Origin of the sequence: Bradyrhizobium sp. TM239, assembly GCF_036247985.1 — a bacterium.
GTDB classification, from domain to species: Bacteria; Pseudomonadota; Alphaproteobacteria; order Rhizobiales; family Xanthobacteraceae; genus Bradyrhizobium; species Bradyrhizobium ottawaense.
Window position 1 is genome coordinate 235,370 of sequence record NZ_BTIR01000003.1, and the last position, 17,740, is coordinate 253,109.

General features: G+C 63.4%; 17 protein-coding genes. 11 read left to right on the forward strand and 6 right to left on the reverse strand.

Features of this window, described 5'->3' with window-relative positions; all coding sequences use genetic code 11:
• Window positions 1-26 precede the first annotated feature (26 nt).
• Entirely contained in the window at window positions 27-2,156 is a 2,130-nt protein-coding gene (locus AABA84_RS07340; RefSeq protein WP_338311727.1) for an acetate--CoA ligase family protein, read from the reverse strand.
• A 353-nt stretch (window positions 2,157-2,509) separates the two neighbouring features.
• On the opposite strand from AABA84_RS07340, the gene AABA84_RS07345 reads away from it, so the two are divergent.
• The 4 genes from AABA84_RS07345 (at window position 2,510) to AABA84_RS07360 (ending at window position 6,857) form a co-directional block, all read left to right on the forward strand.
• Window positions 2,510-3,205 carry a GntR family transcriptional regulator gene (locus AABA84_RS07345; RefSeq protein WP_166819518.1) on the forward strand — a complete coding sequence of 232 codons (696 nt, stop codon included), beginning with the start codon at window positions 2,510-2,512 and terminating at the stop codon, window positions 3,203-3,205.
• A gap of 67 nt (window positions 3,206-3,272) precedes the next feature.
• Window positions 3,273-5,009, forward strand: a complete 1,737-nt coding sequence (gene oxc, locus AABA84_RS07350; protein ID WP_338311728.1) for an oxalyl-CoA decarboxylase — start codon at window positions 3,273-3,275, stop codon at window positions 5,007-5,009.
• 65 nt (window positions 5,010-5,074) lie between these two features.
• The gene (frc, locus tag AABA84_RS07355; protein WP_212248508.1) at window positions 5,075-6,352 is read left to right on the forward strand and encodes a formyl-CoA transferase; all 1,278 of its coding nucleotides are present in this window, start codon (window positions 5,075-5,077) and stop codon (window positions 6,350-6,352) included.
• A 292-nt stretch (window positions 6,353-6,644) separates the two neighbouring features.
• Window positions 6,645-6,857 carry a hypothetical protein gene (locus tag AABA84_RS07360; protein WP_212248507.1) on the forward strand — a complete coding sequence of 71 codons (213 nt, stop codon included), beginning with the start codon at window positions 6,645-6,647 and terminating at the stop codon, window positions 6,855-6,857.
• Between the two features lie 73 nt (window positions 6,858-6,930).
• Here AABA84_RS07360 and AABA84_RS07365 read toward each other — a convergent pair whose 3' ends face one another.
• The 4 genes from AABA84_RS07365 to AABA84_RS07380 form a co-directional block, all read right to left on the reverse strand.
• Window positions 6,931-7,155 (reverse strand): hypothetical protein, encoded by a 225-nt coding sequence (locus AABA84_RS07365; RefSeq protein ID WP_028143040.1) that lies wholly within the window; start codon window positions 7,153-7,155, stop codon window positions 6,931-6,933.
• Window positions 7,156-7,211: 56 nt separating this feature from the next.
• On the reverse strand, window positions 7,212-7,454 hold the full coding sequence (locus AABA84_RS07370) for a transcriptional regulator (RefSeq protein WP_212248505.1): 243 nt from the start codon (window positions 7,452-7,454) through the stop codon (window positions 7,212-7,214).
• 100 nt (window positions 7,455-7,554) lie between these two features.
• A complete protein-coding gene (locus AABA84_RS07375) occupies window positions 7,555-7,764 on the reverse strand; it encodes a cold-shock protein (RefSeq protein WP_212248504.1) in 210 nt (69 codons plus the stop codon).
• A 248-nt stretch (window positions 7,765-8,012) separates the two neighbouring features.
• Window positions 8,013-8,987, reverse strand: a complete 975-nt coding sequence (locus AABA84_RS07380) for an alpha/beta hydrolase family protein (RefSeq protein WP_338311729.1) — start codon at window positions 8,985-8,987, stop codon at window positions 8,013-8,015.
• Between the two features lie 116 nt (window positions 8,988-9,103).
• Between AABA84_RS07380 and AABA84_RS07385 the strand changes: the two genes are divergently transcribed.
• Window positions 9,104-9,793 (forward strand): hypothetical protein, encoded by a 690-nt coding sequence (locus tag AABA84_RS07385; protein WP_338311730.1) that lies wholly within the window; start codon window positions 9,104-9,106, stop codon window positions 9,791-9,793.
• A 133-nt stretch (window positions 9,794-9,926) separates the two neighbouring features.
• Window positions 9,927-10,370 (forward strand): SRPBCC family protein, encoded by a 444-nt coding sequence (locus AABA84_RS07390; protein ID WP_338311731.1) that lies wholly within the window; start codon window positions 9,927-9,929, stop codon window positions 10,368-10,370.
• 193 nt (window positions 10,371-10,563) lie between these two features.
• Here AABA84_RS07390 and AABA84_RS07395 read toward each other — a convergent pair whose 3' ends face one another.
• Window positions 10,564-11,895 (reverse strand): Hsp70 family protein, encoded by a 1,332-nt coding sequence (locus tag AABA84_RS07395; protein ID WP_338307517.1) that lies wholly within the window; start codon window positions 11,893-11,895, stop codon window positions 10,564-10,566.
• A gap of 366 nt (window positions 11,896-12,261) precedes the next feature.
• On the opposite strand from AABA84_RS07395, the gene AABA84_RS07400 reads away from it, so the two are divergent.
• The 5 genes from AABA84_RS07400 (at window position 12,262) to oxlT (ending at window position 17,681) form a co-directional block, all read left to right on the forward strand.
• Window positions 12,262-12,399, forward strand: a complete 138-nt coding sequence (locus AABA84_RS07400; protein WP_162832240.1) for a hypothetical protein — start codon at window positions 12,262-12,264, stop codon at window positions 12,397-12,399.
• 457 nt (window positions 12,400-12,856) lie between these two features.
• The gene (locus AABA84_RS07405) at window positions 12,857-13,864 is read left to right on the forward strand and encodes a Bug family tripartite tricarboxylate transporter substrate binding protein (RefSeq protein WP_212248499.1); all 1,008 of its coding nucleotides are present in this window, start codon (window positions 12,857-12,859) and stop codon (window positions 13,862-13,864) included.
• 92 nt (window positions 13,865-13,956) lie between these two features.
• The gene (locus tag AABA84_RS07410) at window positions 13,957-14,448 is read left to right on the forward strand and encodes a tripartite tricarboxylate transporter TctB family protein (RefSeq protein ID WP_338311732.1); all 492 of its coding nucleotides are present in this window, start codon (window positions 13,957-13,959) and stop codon (window positions 14,446-14,448) included.
• Window positions 14,449-14,499: 51 nt separating this feature from the next.
• Window positions 14,500-15,999, forward strand: a complete 1,500-nt coding sequence (locus AABA84_RS07415; RefSeq protein ID WP_212248497.1) for a tripartite tricarboxylate transporter permease — start codon at window positions 14,500-14,502, stop codon at window positions 15,997-15,999.
• Between the two features lie 392 nt (window positions 16,000-16,391).
• A complete protein-coding gene (oxlT, locus tag AABA84_RS07420; RefSeq protein WP_212248496.1) occupies window positions 16,392-17,681 on the forward strand; it encodes an oxalate/formate MFS antiporter in 1,290 nt (429 codons plus the stop codon).
• Window positions 17,682-17,740: the final 59 nt, after the last annotated feature.

Sequence of the window (17,740 nt, forward strand, 5' to 3'; positions counted from 1 at the left end):
AGGCGGGGAGAGGTGAAGTCTTCGTCTCAGAGCAGCCCTGCCCCGCGCGCCCATTTGTACTTGGCGCCGAGGACCTCGACCGGAAGCTCGGTCGAGTAGGCGTAGGCCGGGATGCCGTTCTGGTAGAGATATTCGGCGGCTTCCTCGACCTCGACGTCGCCCGCGAGCGAGGCGACGATCGGCTTCACGAAGCCCTTGGCCTCCATCTCCTTCTTCACCTCGACCATGTTGCGGGCGAACACCATCGGCGGCGTGACGATGGTGTGCCAGTAGCCGAGGATCAGCGAGTGGATGCGCTCGTCCGAGAGGCCGAGCTTCACCGTGTTGACGTAGGTGATTGGCGGCTCTCCGCCTGTGATATCCACAGGATTTCCGGCCGCTCCAAACGGCGGGATGAACTTGCGGAAGGCCGCGTCGAGATCCGCCGGCATCGACATCAGCGATAGGCCGTTGTCGACGCAGGAGTCCGACAGCAGCACGCCCGAGCCGCCGGCACCGGTGATGATCAGCACGTTCTCGCCCTTCGGCGTCGGCAGCACCGGCACGCCGCGGGCGAATTCGAGCAGTTGCCGCAAGCTGCGGGCCCGGATCACGCCGGACTGCGCCAGGACGTCCTCGTAGATCTTGTCGTTACCGGCGAGCGCGCCGGTATGCGACGAGGCCGCCTTGGCGCCCGCCGAGGTGCGGCCGGCCTTGAGCACGACGACCGGCTTCTTCTTGGAGACGCGTTTGGCGGCTTCCGCGAAGGCACGGCCGTCCTTGAGGTCTTCGCAGTGCTGCGCGATCAGGTTCGTGTTCGGATCCTGCTCGAAGAAGGCGAGCAGATCGTCCTCGTCGATATCGGACTTGTTGCCGAGGCCCACGATGGCCGACACACCCATTTTCGCCGAGCGCGAAAAACCGATGATGGCCATGCCGATGCCGCCCGACTGCGACGACAGCGCCGCGTGGCCCTTGACGTCGTAGGCAGTGCAGAAGGTCGCGCAGAGATTGGCGGGCGTATAGTAGAAGCCGTAGATGTTCGGCCCCATCAGGCGGATGTCGTATTTCTTGCCGACCTCGACGATCTCGGCCTGCAGCTCCGGCGCACCGGCTTCGGCAAAGCCCGACGGAATCAGCACCGCGCCCGGGATTTTCTTCTCGCCGCACTCGGTGAGTGCCGCCGCCACGAACTTCGCGGGGATCGCGAACACGGCCGTGTCGATCACACCCGGCACGTCCTTGACGCTCTTATAGGCCTTGTAGCCGAGGATCTCGGTGGCCTTGGGATGGATCGGGTAGATGTCGCCCTTGTAGCCGCCGTTGATGAGGTTCTTCATCACGGAGTTGCCGATCTTGCCATCCTCGGCGGAGGCGCCGACCACGGCGACCGCCTTCGGCTGCATGATGCGGCTCATCGCCGCGACGATTTCCTCGGTCGGGCGCGGCTTCGGCTTCGGCACATAGGCGAAGTCAACGACGATGCGCACGTCGGCGGCGGTCGCGCCCTTCGCCGTCGCGAACACCGGATTGAGGTCGAGCTCGACAATCTCCGGGAAATCGGTGACGAGCTGCGAGACCTTGACGATGACATCGGCAAGGGCGTTGCGGTTCACCGCCTCGCCGCCGCGCACGCCCTTCAGGATCTCATGCGCCTGGATGCCGTCGAGCATCGAGAGCGCGTCTTCCTTGGTCGCGGGCGCGAGGCGGAAGGTGATGTCCTTGAGGACTTCGACCAGCACGCCGCCGAGGCCGAAGGCGACCAGCTTGCCGAACGAGCCGTCGGTGATCGAGCCGACGATGACCTCGGTGCCGCCGGCCAGCATCTGCTGCACCTGGACGCCGTCGATCTTGGCATCGGCCTTGTACTTCCTGGCGTTGCCGAGAATGGTCTCATAGGCCTTTTCGGCGTCTTCGGCCGTCTTGAGGCCGACGATGACGCCGCCGGCTTCGGTCTTGTGGAGAATATCCGGCGAGACGATCTTCATCACGACCGGGAAGCCCATCGACGAGGCCATCTTGCCGGCCTCGCCCGCCGACTTCGCCACGCCCTCCTTCGGCACCGGAATGCCATAGGCGTCGCAGACCAGCTTGCCTTCCGGGGCCGTCAGGCTGGTGCGGTTGTCCGCCTTGACCTGGTCAAGCACCTTGCGGACGGCATCTTTGGAATTGGACATGTGGCTTCTCCCTTGACCTCAGTTCGTTCTTTTCAAAGCGCGCGCGTGGTTTTGCGGCTGCCCGTGATGCTTGCCATTCGCCGCGCTCTGTTCCATTTCCGCGGAACGGAGCGGCATAAAGCGCCAGGTTACTCCGCCGCCGTGGATCAAAAATGGCTGGCGATGGCATTTGGTATGCCAGAAGCCAACTTGTCAAGCTGCAGCATGGCTTAGAACGCCGCAAAAAATAGCCAGCTTGACATTCTGGCATTTGGTATGCCAAAAACTTTCCCGTTAATAATCCTGTAAAAGACGACTCCCACTGGAGGAGATTCGTCGTGTCACTGCGGAAACCAACCAAGGCGTTGCCGAACATGGCCGAGGCAGATATCGCAATCGTTCGTATTGCCCCGGAGAGCAGCTTCAAGAACAAGGCGTATGACGCCTTGAAGGAAGCTATCCTCAAGATGGACATCTACTCGACGCCCGAGCCGGTGATGCTCGACGAGCGCGCGCTGTCCGAACGTCTGGGCGTCAGCCGCACCCCGATCCGCGAAGCCATCGCGATGCTCGAGCAGGACGGCTTCGTGAAGACGGTGCCGCGCCGCGGCATCATGGTGGTGCGCCGGACCAAGAGCGAGATCGTCGACATGATCCGCGCCTGGGCTGCGCTGGAAAGCATGGCCGCGCGCCTCATCACCACCACCGCGCGCAAGAAGGACATCACGGCGCTGCGCGACTACTTCAAGGACTTCGGCAAGGATCGCCTGCCCGAGGATCACGTCGAGGAATATTCGCGCGCCAATATCGCCTTCCATCAGGCGCTGATCTCGCTGTCGGAATCGCCGGTGCTGGTCGATCTCACCAACGACCTGCTGCTGCACGTGCGCGGCTATCGCCAGCTGACCATCGGACGCAAGGACCGCACCGCGACCTCGCTGCCCGAGCATCTCGGCATGATCGAAGCACTGGAGGCGCGCGACACCGAGCTCGCCGAGAAGCGCGCTCGCGACCACACTCTCGGCCTTGCCGCTTACGTCGAAGCGCACGGCCAGGAACTGTTTACGTAACCAAGCAACGTTCACCAGAAGGGCGAATAATTCGCCCCACTATCTTGAGACCAGGGAGACAAGGCCCATGCTGAACACCGCGACCAAGTCCGAAGCACCGGGCACCGAGCAGGAGCTGACGGATGGCTTTCATCTCGTCATCGACGCGCTCAAGCTGAACGGCATCAACACCATCTATAATGTGCCGGGCATCCCGATCACGGATTTGGGCCGCATGGCGCAGGCCGAGGGCATTCGCATGATCTCATTCCGCCACGAGCAGAATGCCGGTTATGCGGCGGGCATCGCCGGCTATCTCACCAAGAAGCCCGGCATCTGCCTCACCGTCTCGGCGCCCGGCTTCCTCAATGGTCTCACCGCGCTCGCCCACGCCACCACCAACTGCTATCCGATGATCCTGATCTCGGGCTCGTCCGAGCGCGAGATCGTCGATCTCCAGCAGGGCGACTACGAAGAGATGGACCAGCTCGCGATTGCCAAGCCCCTGTGCAAGGCGGCCTATCGCGTGCTGCACGCCCAGGACATCGGCATCGGCCTGGCCCGCGCCATCCGCGCCGCGGTCTCGGGCCGTCCGGGCGGCGTCTATCTCGACCTGCCGGCCAAGCTGTTCGGCCAGGTGATGAGTGCCGATGCCGGCCAGAAGTCGCTGGTCAAGGTGATTGATGCTGCGCCCGCGCAGATCCCCTCGCCCGCTTCGATCAGGCGTGCGCTCGACGTGCTCAAGGGCGCCAAGCGTCCGCTCATCATCCTCGGCAAGGGCGCGGCCTATGCGCAGGCCGACGAGGAGATCAAGACCTTCGTCGAGAAGAGCGGCATCCCCTTCCTGCCGATGAGCATGGCCAAGGGCCTCCTCTCCGACACCCATCCGCAATGCGCCGGCGCGGCGCGCTCGACGGTGCTGAAAGAGTCCGATGTCGTGCTGCTGATCGGCGCGCGGCTGAACTGGCTGCTCTCGCACGGCAAGGGCAAGAACTGGGGCGAAGCGCCCAAGAAGTTCATCCAGGTCGATATCGAGCCCAGGGAAATGGACTCCAACGTCGAGATCGTCGCCCCCGTGGTCGGCGACATCGGCTCGGTCGTCTCCGCCTTCAACCAGGCGATGGCTGCGGGCTGGACCGCCCCGCCCGCCGAATGGACCAAGGCGATCTCGTCCAAGCGCGAAGAGAACGTCGCCAAGATGGCGCCGAAGCTGATGAACAACAAATCGCCGATGGACTATCACGGCGCGCTCGGCGTGCTGAAGAACGTCATCAAGGAGCACCCCGAAGCGATCCTCGTCAACGAAGGCGCCAACACGCTCGACCTCGCCCGCGGCGTCATCGACATGTACCGGCCGCGCAAGCGTCTCGACGTCGGCACCTGGGGCGTGATGGGTATCGGCATGGGCCAGGCGATCGCCGCCGCGCTCGAGACCGGTCACCCCGTGCTCGCAGTGGAAGGCGACTCGGCGTTCGGCTTCTCCGGCATGGAGGTCGAGACGATCTGCCGCTACAACCTTCCGATCTGCGTCGTCATCTTCAACAATGACGGCATCTATCGCGGCACCGACGTCAACGGCGCCAACGCCGATCCCGCGACGACGGTGTTCGTCAAGGGCGCGCGCTACGACAAGATGATGGAAGCCTTCGGCGGCGTCGGCGTGAATGCGACCTCGCCGGACGAGCTCAAGCGCGCCGTCAACGAAGCCATGAAGTCCGGCAAGCCGACGCTCATCAACGCGGTGATCGATCCGGCCGCGGGCTCGGAGAGCGGCCGCATCGGCAACCTCAATCCGCAGAGCGTTCTGCAGAAGAAGAAGAAGTAAGTCCACCCCTCAACCCTTAATTCCCTGCGGTTGGCGGGGGCAGACACAGAGTACGGAGCAACAGCATGACCAAAGCGCTCGAGGGCGTTCGCATTCTCGACTTCACCCACGTTCAATCTGGACCGACCTGCACGCAGCTGCTGGCGTGGTTCGGCGCCGACGTGATCAAGGTGGAACGTCCGGGCGTGGGTGACATCACCCGCGGCCAGCTGCAGGACATCCCGAACGTGGACAGCCTGTATTTCACCATGCTCAACCACAACAAGCGCTCGATCACGCTCGACACCAAGAACCCCAAGGGCAAGGAAGTCCTCACCGAGCTGATCAAGAAGTGCGACGTGCTGGTTGAAAACTTCGGCCCCGGCGTGCTCGACCGCATGGGCTTCCCCTGGGAGAAGATCCAGGCGATCAACCCAAAGATGATCGTCGCCTCGATCAAGGGCTTCGGCCCCGGACCGTACGAAGACTGCAAGGTCTATGAGAACGTCGCGCAGTGCACCGGCGGCGCCGCCTCCACCACCGGCTTCCGCGACGGCCTGCCGCTCGTGACCGGCGCGCAGATCGGCGATTCCGGCACCGGCCTGCACCTGGCGCTCGGCATCGTCACCGCGCTCTATCAGCGCACGCATTCGGGCAAGGGCCAGCGCGTCACCGCCGCGATGCAGGACGGCGTGCTCAACCTCGCCCGCGTCAAGCTGCGCGACCAGCAGCGCCTCGCCCACGGTCCCCTCAAGGAATACAGCCAGTTCGGCGAAGGCATTCCGTTCGGCGATGCCGTGCCGCGCGCCGGCAACGATTCCGGCGGTGGCCAGCCCGGCCGCATCCTGAAGTGCAAGGGTTTCGAGACCGATCCGAACGCCTACATCTACTTCATCACCCAGGCGCCGGTCTGGGAGAAGATCTGCGACGTGATCGGCGAGCCCACCTGGAAGACCGATCCGAACTACGCCAAGCCGGCGGCCCGCCTGCCGCGCCTCAACGAGATCTTCGCCCGCATCGAGAAGTGGACGATGACGAAGACCAAGTTCGAGGCGATGGAGATCCTCAACAAGGACGACATCCCCTGCGGCCCGATCCTGTCGATGAAGGAGATCGCCGAGGACCAGTCGCTGCGCGCGACCGGCACCGTGGTCGAGGTCGACCACCCCACCCGCGGCAAGTACATCTCGGTCGGCAACCCGATCAAGCTGTCGGATAGCCCGAGCGACGTCGAGCGCTCCCCGCTGCTCGGCGAGCACACCGACGAGATCCTGCGCTCGGTGCTCGGCTTCTCCGACCATCAGGTCGCCGAGATCCACAAGTCCGGTGCGCTCGACCCGCCGCAGAAGCAGGCCGCGGAGTAAGCGGACCTATCAGTGAACGACGAAAGGCCGCCGGTTCCGGCGGCCTTTTTGTTCGGGCCAAAGGAACCGAACCGCACACCGTCCGTTACCCTCTTCGACCGGCATGCTCTCAGAAATGCGAACGTGCCGCCTCCACGGCGAGTGACCCAACCTCGCGCCAGACCCGCCCAACACTGAAGGATGATTCACCCTCGCGTTCAGAGGGTGACCAATCGATCCATATCGGCTTGCAGGCGGGAGGCGTCGCGTCAGGCGCTCCCGGGCTACGCCCATTGATCGAAGTGAGGTCGAAATGTTGAGAGATCAATCCTCTGATCGGGCCAAGCGCGAAGCCAACAAGGCGTTCAAGCCAGTCAAGACGCAGAAGCCGATGAACGACTATGCGAAGGGCCAGCACTCCCTCAACGAGAACCGCGAGCGGCTCAAAGCGGAGCGATTGGCCCGCGAGGCGAAGTCGAAAGAGCTGCTTGAAAAAGAGCCGCTTGAAAAAGGCTTGCCCGAATAGGAAGCGTCTTGTCGCCGGTTACGATCTGCATCCGGCCGGCTGAAAACCGCCGTGCAGTTTTCCGGATCATGCTTTAGAGCATCGAGAGAAGGACGACGCCGTCCTCGAGCTCCCCGGACGCCAGCCGGGTCCGCGCGATGCGCTCGAACTCGGTGCGGTGCTTCTGAAGATAGCTGAAGGCCTGTTTCTGCGTTTGGAACGTGGTCGCGAGCCGGCACATCTGTCGGCCAGCGCCAAGCGCCAGAAAAAAGGTGATTGTGCCACCGCCGTCCGACTTGGCTCTAGGCACGACCCGCACTCTTCGGCATGTGACCGGTCCTCTCCAGATTTCGTCGGTGGCGCTGCTGAAGTCGATTATTGCGGCGGCTTCCTCTTGCGCTTCGTCGGGGTCGATGCCGGCAACGATGCTCGAAGGGTCGCGTCGGCCGCTTCCTTGGCTTCGCGCAGTTCGCGCAGCCGCGCCATGTTCTTGCGAACGTCGACCGCCTGTTTTACGGCATCCGCCATGGCGCGCGCTCCTTCTTCAGCCGCCAATCGTTGGCGGTTGGAACGCGCGATACCTTCGGGTGACGGTTCTGCCGATTTCCTGGCGCTCATCCCTCACCCTGCTCCGAAAACAGACAAAACCCGCTCAATCCCTAGGATCGAGCGGGCAGCGTGGCCGTTTCAGTACATCCGTGAAACGGCACCAGGGAGCTCAGACCAGCGAGAGATTCTCTGCGCTGACTTTGCCCCGCATCTTGTCGGTCTTGGCCTCGAAGTTGACCTTTTGGCCTTCAGCGAGACCCGCAAGACCAGCCCGCTCGACCGCGCTGATGTGAACGAACACATCTTGGCCGCCGTCGTCGGGCTGAATGAATCCAAAGCCTTTCTGGCCGTTGAACCACTTCACGGTACCTGTCGTCATTTTCTTCTCCAAAGCGCGCAAGCGCACATTCCGCGTGACGCTCACGCAGAACCAATTCAATTCGTCGATGTCTCTGGAAAAGGAGCCCGCGGGCGCATTCAACAAGGCACAGCGGCTGAACGAACAGCTTTTAAGGTATACCCCACCGTCTCTACTTGCAAGGCTTGAGCAAGCTTAATTGTGCCAGTGGCTTCGGCGGAACATTTCCAGGTTCGAGGCGGCTACGCGAGGCTCCTCTGGCGAAACGCTTAGTGCGCACCGCCAGCGAGCTGCTCGCGGAAGAACTTCACCACCGCTGCATTGAACTCGCGGTGAAAGCCAGCCCGGTCGAAGCCCGCCGGCACGTCTGTGCAGATGCGCGGCACGGCCACCGCCTGCTCCGGCGTGCACGGTGCGAGGAAGGCGAAGTGGCCGGCAGGAACCACATGCATCTCGGGCTTGCCCGTGAGCCACCCCGCAACACGCGCCACGGGCGAACCGTCGCCCACGCCGGGACCGCCGAACTGCGATCGCCATAATTGGAAAGGGAGTTTGATCGCGGCGAGATTCTTCCGGGTCAGAACTGCGGGTGCAGGATCGACGATCACCGCGGCGCGGATCCGAGCATCCTGCGGCGGGTCAGGCAGCGTTTCTCCGTTGTGGAGCTGGGCGCATGTTCCGGTCGTCTCCTTGCAGTTTTCGGCAAGCCAAGAGAAATCCGGCTTGGTTCCCATCAGCGCCAGACCGGTATAGCCTCCGAGCGAAAAACCGAAGAAGCCGACCTTGGCGGAATCGATCACCGCCCTGTCCTTCCAGTCCTTCAGCATGAAGTCGAGCAGACGCACCATGTCCGCCGGACGCGATCCCCACACCGGCAGCGTATCGCGCCGCGACGAGTCGTTGGTGGTGTCACCAGGGTGATTGATGGCGGCGACGATGAAGCCGGCATCGGCCAGCGCCTCCTCGGTGTCATGGTTCGCACCGAACCACCCGCCCCGGCCGTGCGAGAAGACGACGAGCGGCAACTTTGCACCCGTGACCGGACAATCCTTCACGCCCTTCAGGTCGAAATCGGCGCCGACTGAAAGACCGCCCAGCGCCACATGCGTCGGCTCGGCAGCGCACGGATACCAGATCGCGCCCGACAGCGCCGGATCGGATTGAAGCAGCTGAATGCCCGCGGCCCTGGCAGGCGAAGCAAGACAGCAGAGAATGACCGCAAAAGCCCATAGCGTCCTGTGCAACGGAAGCCCCCCTATTTCGCGCAGGAGTTGAATGGGGAACGGCAGCGGAATTGTGGCTTTTGTTGATGAGGCGTAGACATTGGGGCTGATCTTGCTGCGCAGGATGGGAGGTCACCATGTCACTACTGGGCAAGGCCGCCGTCGCGATGTGGTGGAGCGTTCGCCCCGAACAGCGCAGCGAGTTCGGCGACTGGCATTCGCATGAGCACTTTCCGGAGCGGATGAGCATTCCCGGCTTCCGGCGCGGTTCGCGCTGGACCAGCACGACGGACGCGCAAGGCTTCTTCGTGCTCTACGAGCTCGCGCAGTACGAGGTCCTCACCTCGAGCGGATATCTCGACCGGCTCAACGCGCCGACGCCGTGGTCGACCAAGATGATGCCGCATCATCTCGGCATGGTCCGCAGCCAGTGCCGGGTGGCGGCGAGCTTTGGCGGCGGCGTCGCGAGGGCGCTGGCGACCATCAGGCTATCGCCCCAGGCCGGACGGGAGGCGGAGCTTCAAACGCGCCTCTCGGAAACGCTCAGCGCATTGGCGCTGCAGCCGGGGCTGACAGGCGCCCACCTCCTCTTCACCGACACGCCTCGCACGAGCGCGCCCACCACAGAGCAGCAGATCCGCGGCAGGGACGGCGCTGCCGACTGGATCGTCCTGCTGTCGGGTTACGATGCCGATGTGGTTGACGCCGGGATCGCCGGCCAATTCTCGCCGTCGTCGCTTCACGCGGCGGGTGCTCGCGAGGATATCAAGATCGGCCGCTACAGGCTGGCATTCACGATGACGCCACAGGATGTCGCAGCGATCTAGCAACCCGGCCAGAAGGACCGCCGACAAAAAAAACGAGATGCCATGTCGGATCGGCGGCTTCCCGGTCGTCCTCGTGACATGAATGGGCCATAGACGCCAATCTCGGGCCCATCAATCACTGAGGACAACAACCATGCCCAGCACGATCCGCCTGCACCGCGTTCTCGCGACCAGCCCGCAAAAAGTCTATCGCGCCTTCCTGGAGCCCGATGCGATGGCGAAATGGCTGCCGCCGAACGGCTTCACCTGCACCGTGCATCATTTCGAGCCCAAGGTCGGCGGCACGTTCAAGATGTCGTTCCGGAATTTCACGACGGGCAACAGCCATTCGTTCGGCGGCGAATATGTCGAGCTCGTGCCCGGCGAACGTCTCCGCTACACCGACAGATTCGACGATCCCAACCTGCCCGGCGAGATCGAGGTCACCGTGATCCTGAAGAAGGTCTCGGTCGGCACCGAGATCGACATCACGCAGGCCGGCATCCCCGACGTGATCCCGCCGGAGGCCTGCTATCTCGGCTGGCAGGAATCGCTGCGCAATCTGGCGAAGCTCGTCGAGCCCGAGATCAATCAGTAGCCGTGACGAAAGTATCGTAGTTGGTGTCGTAGGGTGGGCAACGGCGCACTTGCGCCGTGCCCACGATCTTTCTCGTACGGCGACAGACGCGTTGGCACGCTTCGCTCTGCCCACCCTACGGCACTGTTCGATCAGATGCGCCGCTCTACCCACGCGGTCATTCCGAGCGCAGCGAAGCAATGACGGACAATCGTCAAGCGCCCGCCTTCGCCTCGAGCCCGCCGCCGGCAGTCCAGCGGTCCGGGTCGGGACTGTGCCCGATCAGCGCGAGGCCATAGGCGATCGACTCGAACTGGTCGCCCGACATCAGCCGTTCGTTGCCGAACCGTTCGGCGAACAGCTTTCGGACGGCGGGCACAAAAGAAGTGCCGCCGGTCAAGAACACCTTCTCGACCTCGCGCGCGGTGATGCCGGCTTCGGCCAGCACCTTGTCGACGGTGGCCCCCAGCCGGGCGATGTCGTCGGCAATCCAGGATTCGAAATTCTTCCGCGTGATGGTCGATCCGATATCGACCCCGCCGCCCTTGAAGCGGAAATCCACCTCGTCCTGCGCCGACAGCGCGACCTTGGCATCTGACACCGCGCGGTACAGCGAAAAGCCGAGGTCGAGATCGACGATGGTGATGAAATCCTCGAGCAGCTTCGGCTTCAGCGCGCTACGCGCAAGCTCCCGCAGCTCACGCAGATCGCCGTTGCTCTTCATCATCGCGAGCTGATGCCAGCGCGCGAGGTTGGTGTAATGGCCGCTGGGGACCGGCAGCACCTTGTCGAACGAACGGAAGCTGGAGCCCTTGCCGAGCCGCGGCGAGACGACGTGGTCGACGATGCGGTAGTCGAACGTGTCGCCGGCGATGCCGATGCCGGCGTGGCCGAGCGGCTCGGCGCGAAGGGCACCGCCCGCGCGCGAGAAACGCATCACGGAGAAATCGCTGGTGCCGCCGCCGAAATCCGCGACCAGCACGGTGGCATCGCGCTCGAGCCTTCGGGCAAAGGAGAACGCCGCGCCGACGGGCTCGTAGACGTAGCGCGCATGGCCGGCACCCAGGCGCTCGAACGCGGCGCGGTAGCGTTGCATCGCCAGCGCCTCGTCTGGATTGCCGCCGGCGAAGCGCACCGGGCGGCCGACCGTGATGGTCGAGGTCTCGAAGCCGAACCGCTCGCCACCATGGCGCGCCAGCGTCCGCAGGAACGCCGCCAGAATATCCTCGAACTTGAAGCGCTGCCGGAACACCTGCGTGGTGTTGAAGCTGCTGCTCGCCGCGAACGTCTTGAACGACTGCAGGAAGCGGTAGACGTGGCGTCCTTCGAGGAACGTCTCGATCGCCCACGGGCCGCCTTCGGCCTGGGCGCCGGCGCCCGGCCGGTCCTCCCAGAAGCACAGAGCCGACACGTAGACGCTGTGGCGTTGTCCGCCGTGGTCGAAGCGGATGGCCTCGACCCGGCGGTCGTCCGCCGCAAGCGCGACGACCGTGTTGCTGGTCCCAAAATCGATGCCGATCGAGACGGCGGGCGAGGCGCTCGACATGAACCACTCTGACAGATGATTGGAAGGGGGCAGACCACTAGCGGCTTTGACTTGCCCTGCCAAGCCTTGCCCTGCAAAGCTCTCGGCCATTGCGGCTCGCTTCAGGTTCGCGCGGTGGGCCCCGGTTTCCCCTTCAAGCGCATGGATATGCCTCTGGCAGGTACGCTTCGGCGTCCGGAGACGGCGTCTAAGCCCCGTTTGGAGGCCATTTAAGCCCGAACCGGCCTCATTAACCCGGCATTATGCTGCAATGCGGGACTTTGTATGCTGCTATGCAAACAAACGCGTAGACAGTGGCATCTGGTATACATAGTTTCATCCCCAGACGAGACGCCAAGACTGATCGTCTCAAGAAAGGGAATTCCAATGTCCAAGACCGCTTCCGTCGCTTTCGCCCCCTCCTCCTCGCTGTTCAGCCGCTTTATGGCTGCGGTTGACCGTTTCCTGATGGCGAGCGCCGAGATCTCCAATCACAACGGCGACCTGCCGCGTTTCGGCCTGTAAGTAAGGGCTCCCGGCGCAGCCGAAACGGCGCGCGGCCTGCAACCGCAGACGCTAGGTTTGATCAATGGCCCCCTCGTCGGGGCCATTTTCTTTTGGTCCTCGCTTCGGCCCGCGAACACGACTGCGACGATTGGTCCGCCGATCTGGCCGGCCGTCTAATTGTGAGCCGGCTGGCATCTCTCATACCATTCGACAACCAAAAACGATTGCGCGGCAAGGTGCTAGACGGGGATGCAGAGCGCGGGACGAGAACGGCCAAGGACATGGCACATTTGCCGATCCTGGCGGAGCCTTAGCCCAAAGGAGCGGATGTCGCGCCTTGTCCCCGCTCATAAACTTCTAGTTGGTGAGGCTGCAATGGGAGATCGACCGCAAAGGTGACCCCAAGCGCGTGAATCCGGATGGGCTGACGCGAGCCGGCAAAGAACGGCCGCGTTTCGACAGGGAGAGAAACGAGATGAAGTCATTCGTTCTGAATGTCGCTTTGGCGACAATGGCGATGTCGTGCGCCGACAGCACGGCAAGTTTTGCGGCCTGGGAGCCGGTTCGTCCGGTCGAGTTCATCGTGCCCGCAGGCACCGGTGGCGGCGCCGATCAGATGGCACGAACCATCCAGGGCATCGTCACCAAGCATAATCTCATGAAGCAGCCGATGGTCGTCATCAACAAGGCCGGCGGTGCAGGCGGCGAAGGTTTTCTCGATGTGAAGACGTCGTCGGGCAATCCGCACAAGATCATCATCACGCTCTCGAACTTGTTCACGACGCCGCTGGCGACGGGGATTCCGTTCAACTGGAAGGATTTGAGTCCGGTCGCGATGCTGGCGCTGGATGAATTCGTGCTCTGGGTGAATGCCGAGAAGCCGTTCAGCACCGTCAAGGATTACGTCGACGCCGCGAAGAAGGCACCAAGCGGCTCGTTCAAGATGGGCGGCACCGGCTCGAAGCAGGAAGACCAGATCATTACGGTCGGCATCGAGAAGGCGATCGACGCGAAGTTCACCTACATCCCCTACAAGGGCGGCGGCGAGGTCGCGGTTCAGCTCGTCGGCAATCACATCGATTCCACCGTCAACAATCCGATCGAGGCGGTCGCGCAATGGCGCGGCGGCAAGCTCCGTCCGCTCTGCGTCTTCGACGCCCAGCCGATGGCCTATGACGAGCCGATCGCCGAGGGCAAGGCCTGGAAGGATATTCCGACCTGCAAGTCGCAGGGCCTCGCGATGGAATATCTCATGCTGCGCGGCATCTTCATGTCGCCCAAGGCCACCAAGGATCAGGTCGAATATTACGTCGAGCTGTTCAAGAAGGTCCGGGCCACGCCGGAATGGCAGGATTTCATGAAGAGCGGCGCCTTCAACACGACCTTCCTGGCTGGAGCCGACTACGCCAAATGGATCGAGGCGGAGGAGAAGCGCCACGAAGGCCTGATGAAGGAAGCCGGCTTCCTCGCGCCGGGAAATTGATTCCCGGATTGACCCGCGACATCGTTGACGGATGAGGACGCCGGCCGTCCTCCCGTCTGCCGCGAAACACTGCGATTCCGCCTGGAGGCCCCATGACTGAACAATCCGAATCCGGCCCGGCCCACAAGACGCTGGAGATCGGCATGGCGCTGTTGATCGGCGCCTTTGGTCTCGTCGTGATCTTCGGCAGCATCAAGGCCGGCATCAACTGGGGCGCGGAAGGCCCGCGTGCCGGATTCTTCCCGTTCTATGTCGGCGCCGCCATCGTCGGCGCCAGCGCAATCAACCTCTGGAGCGCGCAACGCGACGACGACGGCCGCCTGTTCGCGGCATGGGGGCAGCTTCGCCAGGTCATGAGCGTCGTCGTGCCCACCGCGATCTATGTCGGCTCGATGCCGTTCGTCGGCCTCTACGTCGCCTCGATGGTCTTCATCGCCTGGTTCATGCGCTGGCTCGGCGGCTATCGCTGGCTGACGGTCATCGCGGTGGCGGTCGGCATGCCGGTGGTGACCTATCTCGTTTTCGAGCGCTGGTTCCTGGTCCCGCTTCCCAAGGGGCCGTTCGAGGAATGGCTCGGCTTGTAGGATGTAAGAGCTGCACGCCGTCATCCCGTTATTGCTGCAGGATTCATCGATATGGAAGAGTTGGCCAATCTATTTCACGGCTTCGCGGTCGCCCTGCAGCCCTACAACATCATGCTGATGATCATCGGCATCACGCTCGGGGTCATCATCGGCGTGCTGCCGGGGCTCGGGGGCGCCAACGGCGTGGCGATCCTGCTTCCCCTGACCTTCAGCATGCCGCCGACGTCGGCGATCATCATGCTGTCATGCATCTATTGGGGCGCATTGTTCGGCGGCGCCATCACCTCGATCCTGTTCAACATCCCCGGCGAGCCCTGGTCCGTGGCGACCACCTTCGACGGCTATCCCATGGCGCAGCAGGGCAAGCCCGGCGAAGCCCTGACCGCCGCCTTCACCTCCTCCTTCGTCGGCGCGCTGTTTGCCGTCATCATGATCACGCTGGTCGCGCCGCTGGTCGCGGGCTTTGCGCTGCGATTTGGTCCGGCGGAGAAGTTCGCGGTGTACTTCCTCGCCTTCTGCAGCTTCGTCGGCCTCAGCAAGGAGCCGCCGTTCAAGACCATCGCGGCGATGATGATGGGCTTTGCGCTCGCAGCGGTTGGCCTCGATTCGATCACCGGGCAATTGCGGCTGACCTTCGGCGTCACCGAGCTGCTCAACGGGTTCGACTTCCTGATCGCCGTGATCGGCCTGTTCGGAATCGGCGAGATTCTGCTGACCATGGAGGAAGGGCTCGCCTTCCGCGGCGGCAATGCCAGCATCAACCTTCGGGTCGTGCTTCAGACCTGGCGCGAGCTGCCCGCCTACTGGATGACCTCGCTGCGCTCCTGCCTGATCGGCTGCTGGATGGGCGTCACGCCCGCCGGAGCGACGCCGGCATCCTTCATGAGCTACGGCATCGCCAAGCGCCTGGCGCGGCGCGGCAACAACTTTGGCAAGGGCGAGATCGAAGGCGTGATCGCGCCGGAGACGGCCGCGCATGCGGCAGGCACCTCGGCGCTGCTGCCGATGCTGTCGCTCGGCGTGCCCGGCTCGCCGACGGCTGCCGTGCTGCTCGGCGGCCTTCTGATCTGGGGCCTGCAGCCGGGGCCGATGCTGTTCGTCGAGCAGAAGGAATTCGTCTGGGGCCTGATCGCATCGATGTATCTCGGCAATCTCGCCGGCCTCATCGTCGTGCTCACCTGCGTGCCGCTCTTCGCCGCGATCCTGCGCGTGCCCTTCGGCATCATTGCCCCGCTCATCCTGGTGCTGTGCGCGATCGGCGCCTATTCGGTGCACAACAGCACCTTCGACGTGATGCTGATGCTGGTGTTCGGCGTGCTCGGCTATCTCCTGAAGAAGTGCAACTACCCGCTGGCACCTCTCGTGCTCGCCATCGTGCTCGGCGACAAGGCGGAGGAGGCCTTCCGCCAATCGCTGCTGGGATCGCAGGGCTCGCTCGGGGTGTTCTTCTCCAACGGCCTCGTCAGCACCATCATGGCGCTCGGTCTGGTCGCCCTGTTCTGGTCCGCGATCCAGGAAGGCTACAGCCGGCTGCGCATGTCGATGGCGTGAGGCGCGCGCCGGCGCAAGCGGCCGCCGAATCCGCCGTGCGGCCGGACTTCTGGAATATAGAATTCCAGGATTGAGCGGTCACGGCACGGCCGTGCACCGATGTGCCCCGGGGGGCAGCGCGCACCGCCGACCGGAAGCTGGAAGCTCTGGATGCGCGGGTTCCAGCAGTGCTTGCGGCTTCGCCGCAACAAGGAAGACTTCTCACGAAATCAATGCGTTGATCGCAGGCCGAAAACGATTGGGCTTTACAATCGAGCAGCCATGGCGCATGTGAAGAATCCGCGATATTTCGCCGCACCCTCCAGTCCGTCGCTTGAATCTTGGCATAATGAATACCAGGATGCGGACCAGCGCACGCATAAAAATGATCGGCGCCTTCGGGAGGGTTTTTTATGACAGACATGGTGCAGTCAACAGCGGCCCCAGGTGTCGCGCGCGTCAGCGATGCCTATCGCTGGACGCAGTTGGCGGTTGGCGTCGCGGCGATGGTGATGATCGCCAATTATCAATACGGCTGGACGTTCTTCGTCCCCGACATCCAGAAGAAGTTCGGCTGGGATCGCGCGTCGATCCAGTGGGCCTTTACGCTCTTTGTCCTGTTCGAGACCTGGCTGGTCCCGATCGAAGGATGGTTCGTCGACAAATACGGTCCGCGCATCGTGGTGCTGGTCGGCGGCGTGCTCTGCGCCATCGGCTGGGTGATCAACGCGCAGGCCACCACGCTCAACGGCTACTATCTCGGGATGATCATCGCTGGCATCGGCGCCGGCGGCGTCTACGGCACCTGCGTCGGCAACGCGCTGAAGTGGTTTCCGGACAAGCGCGGTCTTGCCGCGGGCATCACGGCGGCGGGCTTCGGTGCGGGCTCCGCGCTGACCGTCGCGCCGATCCAGGCCATGATCAAGGACAGTGGATTCCAGACCACCTTCCTCTATTTCGGCCTCGGACAGGGCATCATCATCTGCATCCTCGCCTTCTTCCTGCTCGCGCCGAAAGCGGGCCAGGTGCCGAACGTGGTGGCCAACGCCAATCTGCTGCAGACCCGGCGCAACTATCAGCCCACCGAGGTGCTGCGTCAGCCGATCTTCTGGCTGATGTACTTCATGTTCGTGATCGTCGGCGCCGGCGGCTTGATGGTGACGGCCAACCTGAAGCCCATCGCGGCCGACTGGAAGGTCGACAACGTGCCGGTCACGCTGATGGCGGTGACGATGACAGCAGTGACGTTCGCGGCCACGATCGACCGCGTGCTCAACGGCCTGACGCGTCCGTTCTTCGGCTGGATCTCCGACATGATCGGCCGCGAGAACACGATGTTCATCGCCTTCGGCATGGAAGGCGTCGGCATCTGGATGCTCTACCTCTGGGGCCACGATCCGGTCTGGTTCGTGCTGCTCTCGGGCTTCGTGTTCTTCGCCTGGGGTGAGATCTACTCGCTGTTCCCCTCGACCTGCACCGACACGTTCGGCGCCAAGTTCGCGACCACCAATGCCGGCCTGCTCTACACTGCGAAGGGCACCGCCGCACTGCTGGTCCCGATCGGCAATTACATGCAGCAATCATCGGGCAATTGGGACAACGTGTTCATCATCGCGGCCGGTGCCAACATCCTGGCGTCGCTGCTGGCGATCGCGCTGCTCAAGCCGTGGCGCAAGGTCGTGGTCGCAAAATCGACCGTCTGACACGCTCCACCACAGCTCATCATCGAGCAAACGCCCGGCCTCGCGGCCGGGCGTTTTTC

What these genes read in the sequence shown, in the direction of transcription:
- AABA84_RS07340 (WP_338311727.1), bottom strand. Translation starts at nt 2,156, where the DNA reads ATGTCCAATTCCAAAGATGCCGTCCGCAAGGTGCTTGACCAGGTCAAG.
- AABA84_RS07345 (WP_166819518.1), top strand. Translation starts at nt 2,510, where the DNA reads ATGGCCGAGGCAGATATCGCAATCGTTCGTATTGCCCCGGAGAGCAGC.
- oxc (WP_338311728.1), top strand. Translation starts at nt 3,273, where the DNA reads ATGCTGAACACCGCGACCAAGTCCGAAGCACCGGGCACCGAGCAGGAG.
- frc (WP_212248508.1), top strand. Translation starts at nt 5,075, where the DNA reads ATGACCAAAGCGCTCGAGGGCGTTCGCATTCTCGACTTCACCCACGTT.
- AABA84_RS07360 (WP_212248507.1), top strand. Translation starts at nt 6,645, where the DNA reads ATGTTGAGAGATCAATCCTCTGATCGGGCCAAGCGCGAAGCCAACAAG.
- AABA84_RS07370 (WP_212248505.1), bottom strand. Translation starts at nt 7,454, where the DNA reads ATGAGCGCCAGGAAATCGGCAGAACCGTCACCCGAAGGTATCGCGCGT.
- AABA84_RS07375 (WP_212248504.1), bottom strand. Translation starts at nt 7,764, where the DNA reads ATGACGACAGGTACCGTGAAGTGGTTCAACGGCCAGAAAGGCTTTGGA.
- AABA84_RS07385 (WP_338311730.1), top strand. Translation starts at nt 9,104, where the DNA reads ATGTCACTACTGGGCAAGGCCGCCGTCGCGATGTGGTGGAGCGTTCGC.
- AABA84_RS07390 (WP_338311731.1), top strand. Translation starts at nt 9,927, where the DNA reads ATGCCCAGCACGATCCGCCTGCACCGCGTTCTCGCGACCAGCCCGCAA.
- AABA84_RS07395 (WP_338307517.1), bottom strand. Translation starts at nt 11,895, where the DNA reads ATGTCGAGCGCCTCGCCCGCCGTCTCGATCGGCATCGATTTTGGGACC.
- AABA84_RS07400 (WP_162832240.1), top strand. Translation starts at nt 12,262, where the DNA reads ATGTCCAAGACCGCTTCCGTCGCTTTCGCCCCCTCCTCCTCGCTGTTC.
- AABA84_RS07405 (WP_212248499.1), top strand. Translation starts at nt 12,857, where the DNA reads ATGAAGTCATTCGTTCTGAATGTCGCTTTGGCGACAATGGCGATGTCG.
- AABA84_RS07410 (WP_338311732.1), top strand. Translation starts at nt 13,957, where the DNA reads ATGACTGAACAATCCGAATCCGGCCCGGCCCACAAGACGCTGGAGATC.
- AABA84_RS07415 (WP_212248497.1), top strand. Translation starts at nt 14,500, where the DNA reads ATGGAAGAGTTGGCCAATCTATTTCACGGCTTCGCGGTCGCCCTGCAG.
- oxlT (WP_212248496.1), top strand. Translation starts at nt 16,392, where the DNA reads ATGACAGACATGGTGCAGTCAACAGCGGCCCCAGGTGTCGCGCGCGTC.